Below are 5469 nucleotides of genomic sequence, written 5' to 3'. Positions count from 1 at the left end.
GAAACGCACCGCACACCAGGCGCTGGAGGATACAGTGACGGTCTATCGGGGCGTTACCCCCTACAACGCCAAAAATATCAGGGCGCTGTCCTGGACACTGGATCGGAAAACGGCGGACAGGTTCGCCCACCGCTTCGGTGAGGACGGAACGGTGTATGAGGCGCAGATTCGGAAGGAACACATCCTGGCCCTGTTCACTGGCAGGAACGAAAGCGAGGCCATCGTAGACCCGCGGCATTTGGAACAGATCATGGAGTCCCCGGAGCCGCAATTTGATATGCAGATGACCTGAGTACCCCCGGTAAATATTCTGATAGACTTTCCGCTGTCATTGTGGTATTGGTTGTGTTTACAAAAACGACGGAGGTGAATTGCATGAAGCGGCAAATGTAAATAAAAACAGATTTGAATGAAAGACTGGGAGGGACGTAAAAATGGCCTTATTGTTTTCTGCGGTGACGGTCACCGCAGGCGAAGATGAAATCGAACTTCTCGTCGGAGGGATTCCGAAAGAATACGACGACCTGGAAGGCTGGAGTGAATTCGACGATTTAATGTACTTTATCAGTGAGGAAACCGAAGTGTCGGTTCGTGCTGAAGCCTATCTTTATGGCGAAGGCGAATCCATGAGAGCCTCACCGGAAGAGATCGATGATTTGATGCAGCGCATGAAAGACGACACCGGCTTTCTGAATCGCTGCTGCAGTAACTTGGAAAGCGTAAACTTTACTTTCATATGGTCACCGGAAGAGTTGTTTGATATGCCGTTTGGACAAATGTTGATGTAACAGCCCCGCGGAAATATTTTCGCGGGGCTGTCTGCATAAACAGATCAGGGGGAAGGAGGGCACACACGATCACAAAATACGCAAAGCAAAAGCGGGGAGCAATTGGCAGCAGAGCCAGACGCTCCCCGCTTTTTTGCGTTAAACGGGAGGTGGAAATTCTGAAATATCCATATGGGAAAGGGCGGTCGAGGACACGGCCGACAAGCTGCTGTATTCTGCCGCTGGGCCGTGTCATTGGGCCGGATATCCCGCGTGTGGAAAGTGAACCGCAGTGTGAAAGCTGCAGGCTGGCCTGGCATGGTTTTCTGTGCCGGTTCAGCGATGGTACATGCCTGAGAACAAATATGCCGAAGAAGAAGGGAGAGCAATGAGTGAAGAGTATCCGTAATGTGGATGTGCTGTACACGATCCACGAAAAAAGCCGTGTGCTGGAAGAATGCATCTGCCGGGTGGAATCCGCATGCGATACAGGCCATTTCGAGAGCGTGGATTCCGCACTGCGCACAAAACCGGAGCTGCGCGCGGCGCTTGGCACATATATCCGGCAGCTGCTGGCGCTGCTGGGGATGCTGACGCCGCAGGCCTACAGCACAGCCAGTTTGGACGTCCGGGACGTTCAGGATCTGCTGCAGGCATTGCAGTGGGAACCGGACAAAGCGTCCGCGTTCTGGCCGGACCTGTGTGATGCATGCCGGACGCTGTACCGCCTGAGCGGAGAACAGCTTGATATCTATGTCCGCCTGACCCAGCCCGCCTATGCAGCCGACTTGCATTTGGTGGAACCGGACACACTGCCGCCGTCATAAAAAACAGGGGAGGGAAAACAGATGATACAGAAAATTTCGGCAGAGGACCTTAAGAAAATGCAGGACCGTGAAGGTTTGGTGCTTCAGGGCTGCGGCGGAGATCTTCGGGAATGGGAAGATGGCATCCATCAAATGTTGGCAGAAGAAAAAATATTGCAAAATGGGGCGCACTTTAAAGAAATATACGCATTTGAGCATGAGGGGTGTACCAATCTGCTGTTCATGATGGACGGAATCGAATTGGATACAGGGCGGTTGGCGCTGTGGCGTCTTCGGACGCATGCACAATTTGGCGGTACATGGCTCAGCGACTATCTTCCGAACCGGCTCGGTGTTGAAGAAAACGTCCAGAACGGGAAGCCGGATTGTCCGCTCATTGGCGCGAATGGAAATATATTCAACCTCATGGGCATCGCGGCACGCACGCTTGCAGAGAATGACCAGAATGATGAAGCAAAAGAGATGTGCAGGCGCGTCATCCAGTGCGGCAGCTATGATGCGGCTCTGGGTGTCATTGGGGAATATGTGAATATTGTATCCATAGATGAATGGGATGAACCGGAACTGAACGGAATGGAATATTGAACAGGAGCGGAATGTGTTTTTCCACTCCGTCAAGTAAGAGCAGAGACGGCGTATGTGTTTTACACAAAGTATATATATCCACAGGGAGGCAGCCGGAAAAACGGGATAAAGGGAAATCCGTGAAGTAGAACAGGAACACGCGGGGCGCGGAATACCCCGTGTGCGGGGATATGCGCCCTGTCCGAAGAAAGGGGAGGCGCATATGGTATAGACAGCTTCATGGCATGGGTGGGCGGCAAAAAAGCACTCCGGGAAGAGGTGCTGGCGCGCTTCCCGCTCTACTATGAGCGATATATAGAGGTATTTGGCGGCGGAGGCTGGGTGCTGTTCCACAAACCGCCGGGCACGGATTTTGAGGTGTACAATGATCTGAACGGAAATCTTGCCGCACTGTACCGCGCGGTGCGTGACCATCCGCGGGAGCTGCAGGAGCGGCTTCGGTATGTCCTCAATTCACGGGAGGATTTCATGCGCCTCAAGCAGGTGCTGGAGCATCCGGAGGGGATGGAGGAAGTGGCGCGTGCTGCGGCGTTTTACCAGGTCATCCGGTACAGCTACGCGGCAGGCTGCGGCAGTTTTGCGGCGCAGCCGCACAGCATGTGGGGGAACTTCCCCCTCATCGATAAAGCCTGCGCACGGCTGCAGAAGGTCGTTGTGGAGAATAAGGACTTCGAGAAGCTCATCCGGCAGTATGACAGGCCGGTGAGCTTTTTCTATTGCGACCCGCCGTATGTAGACACCGAGGATTACTACAGCAATATCACCTTTGGCCGTGGGGGCCACGAACGCCTGCGGGACACGCTGCTGTCGGTGCAGGGCAAGTTCCTGCTGTCGTACAACGACCATCCCCTGGTATGGGAAATGTATGACCGGCCGGGAATATATATCGAGCGCGTGACGCGGCTCAACAATATGAAACAGCGGTATGACGGCGGCGCGCAGTTCCCGGAATTGTTTGTTTCGAACTATGACCAGTCCGAACGCATCCGGGTCCTGCCGGAACAGCTGTCATTCGCATCATAACGAAAAAGGAGAATGGAAAATGGAGAAGACCGGGGAAATGGATCTGTATCTGTACGTAGACGGCCGCGGCCGTATGACATGCCGCGTGCGCTGCGCAGCCGCACAGGGATGGGAAAGAACAGTTTTGTCCGCGTCCGGCTGGACGGCGGTGTTGTCCGGCTCACGCATGTGACGCCACGGGAGGCCGCGCAGATGACCGAGGAGGAGCTGCTCGACTTCATCCGTGCGTCTCTGCCGCGTCTGAGCGCGGAGGGGGCAAAACGGGTGATGCGGGAGCTGTTGGAGGAAGCATATGCAGAGGCGCAGGATGCCGCGGAATGCTAAACGGGCGTCAGGCGCTGTTGTGTGTGCGGTCGCACTGTTGAGCGGATGCTCGGGCCATCCGCTGGCGGATACCGCACGGGAGGCGCTGCAGGCGGTAACGGCGGGAGAAGCCCTGCCCGCGACGCTGGCACGGGCCTGTCTGCTGCTGAGCCTGTCACTGGCGCTGAACGCGGTGATGGTCCTGTGCTGGGCGGGCGGACAGCTCGCCCGCCTGGGCAGGCTGGTGCGGCGGATGAGCGCACGGCAGAAAAAAGAGATCGTCGTGAAGGTAGAGCAGATGGCGCCGAAGCAGAGCACGGTGCAGTGTGCTCCGCCCATGCCGGAAACACCGTTCATCATTCCGGAGCAGAAAACAGAAATACGGGCGAAAAAACCGGAACGGAGATCCAGCCGGCAGGAAAGGGGACAGGCCGTAAAGCAGCCTGTGCCAAAGATGGAAATACCAAATATTTTAAAAGAATTGGAGACAGGAGGATGCGCATGAACAGAATAAAGAAAGTGAGCAGACCGGCGGCAAGCCTGCTTGCGCTGCTGTGTGTGACGCTGTTTGCGTCCACGGCGTTTGCTGCGGGCGGCGCGCTGGGCGCGGACCGAAACGGCACGCCATATACCTACGTGATCGGGTACATGTATTCCGGCAGCTCCCAGACCGTCAACACACGGGAGATCTTCACATCACCCAACAACTATGACATCTGGCTCTGCCCGGTGTGCGGGCGGGACCCGTTGGGGAATTCGCAGGGAACGGCGCTGTCCCCGAATCTGTATATGCCGTGCTATGGATACGATATTGCGGCAGCGGGCGGGGACATGAGCATCCGTTACGCGCTGGTGCGGCACAGGCACAACAACGGGCAGCTTTCGAACGACAAGGTATACATCCCGGTCAACGTGCCGATGTACGCGGGCTGCTATTACGGCTATGACCTCACCGAGCCGGCCGGCGTGCAGATCAGCGCGCCCACGGGCTGGCAGAGGGACAGCGCGGTGGTGCGTTTTTCGGGCGGCACGGACACAGGCACGAGCCTGCCGGACTGGAGCGCGGCGCCGGGCGACTACGGCAGCGGCATCCATCACTACGAATACAGCGTCAACGGCGGGGCATGGACGGGCTGTCCCGTGGGCGACCCCACCGTGACCATCACGGCAGGAGGTGAAACAACGGTGACCGCCCGTGTGGTGGACGGCGCGGGCAATGCCTCCGGGCAGACGGCCACGGCAAAGGTATACATCGACCCGGTCCCGCCCAATGTGCCCGGCGTCACGCTTTCCACGGAGCAGTGGACGAATACTTCTGTCACAGCCACAGTGAAAGACAACGGCGACGCACACAGCGGCGTTGCCCGCACGGAATATTCTCTGGACGGCGGAAGCTGGACGACGTACAGCGGTGTGCTCTCCATCGCAGACCACGGCAAACATACGGTCGGCGCCCGCGCCATCGACAATGTGGGCCGCATTTCCGGAACGGCCAGCAAGACCGCGTTGGTGGATAAGGTCGCGCCGGTCGTTTCAAAGGTGGAGCAGCAGCCAGACAGCGGCCATATGGAAATGACGCTGTCCGTTACGGCCACAGACGCGGACAGCGGCGTGAAAGGCTATGCGGTCACCACGGAGGAAAAAGCGCCTGCGCTGGATAAGTTTCAAGATTCCGCACCGAAAGCAGACCACAACGGCGTTTATTACATCTGGGCGGCGGACAAGGCTGGGAATATTTCCGCTGCCGCAAAAGTGAATGTCACCGCGCTGGATATCGTGGCTCCCGTTGTGGTGAGGGTGGAGACACAGCCTACTTGGGACGCCACAGAAAATTGGGCGAAGGTGACGGCGCAGGACGATAACAGCGGCGTTGTGGCCATCGGCTGGGCAGCGCCGGATGGCGTGATCCAATGGGTGGACGCGGACAGCGAGTGTACTTTTACCTATACGGACAACAGCAGTTA

General features: G+C 57.2%; 8 protein-coding genes and 1 pseudogene. All 9 read left to right on the top strand.

The genetic code is table 11. The features are described from left to right. Window positions 1–292 (top strand): annotated as a pseudogene (locus tag TQ39_RS19465) (hypothetical protein); the annotation flags it as partial. Window positions 293–434: 142 nt separating this feature from the next. After that, on the top strand, window positions 435–788 hold the full coding sequence (locus tag TQ39_RS19460) for a hypothetical protein (RefSeq protein ID WP_050006761.1): 354 nt from the start codon (window positions 435–437) through the stop codon (window positions 786–788). 371 nt (window positions 789–1159) lie between these two features. Further along, complete coding sequence (locus tag TQ39_RS19455) at window positions 1160–1594, top strand: hypothetical protein (RefSeq protein WP_050006760.1); 435 nt, start codon at window positions 1160–1162, stop codon at window positions 1592–1594. Between the two features lie 21 nt (window positions 1595–1615). After that, entirely contained in the window at window positions 1616–2179 is a 564-nt protein-coding gene (locus TQ39_RS19450) for a hypothetical protein (protein WP_208490215.1), read from the top strand. Window positions 2180–2398: 219 nt separating this feature from the next. After that, window positions 2399–3202, top strand: coding sequence for a DNA adenine methylase (locus tag TQ39_RS19445; RefSeq protein ID WP_050006759.1), 804 nt, complete (start codon window positions 2399–2401; stop codon window positions 3200–3202). Window positions 3203–3221: 19 nt separating this feature from the next. Beyond that, on the top strand, window positions 3222–3374 hold the full coding sequence (locus tag TQ39_RS21135) for a hypothetical protein (protein ID WP_156146439.1): 153 nt from the start codon (window positions 3222–3224) through the stop codon (window positions 3372–3374). 20 nt (window positions 3375–3394) lie between these two features. Further along, the gene (locus TQ39_RS21895; protein WP_276325266.1) at window positions 3395–3526 is read left to right on the top strand and encodes a hypothetical protein; all 132 of its coding nucleotides are present in this window, start codon (window positions 3395–3397) and stop codon (window positions 3524–3526) included. Further along, complete coding sequence (locus tag TQ39_RS19440) at window positions 3495–4010, top strand: hypothetical protein (protein ID WP_167541559.1); 516 nt, start codon at window positions 3495–3497, stop codon at window positions 4008–4010. Before TQ39_RS21895 ends, TQ39_RS19440 begins: the two co-directional genes overlap by 32 nt. Then, window positions 4007–5469 (top strand): OmpL47-type beta-barrel domain-containing protein (locus tag TQ39_RS19435; RefSeq protein WP_420865202.1); only part of this gene is annotated, 1463 nt, incomplete at its 3' end. The genes TQ39_RS19440 and TQ39_RS19435, both read left to right, overlap by 4 nt.

Origin of the sequence: Ruthenibacterium lactatiformans, from assembly GCF_000949455.1 — a bacterium.
Lineage (GTDB): Bacteria > Bacillota > Clostridia > Oscillospirales > Ruminococcaceae > Ruthenibacterium > Ruthenibacterium lactatiformans.
The sequence above is the reverse complement of the archived record's forward strand: the minus strand, read 5'-3'. Positions and strand labels throughout refer to the sequence as shown.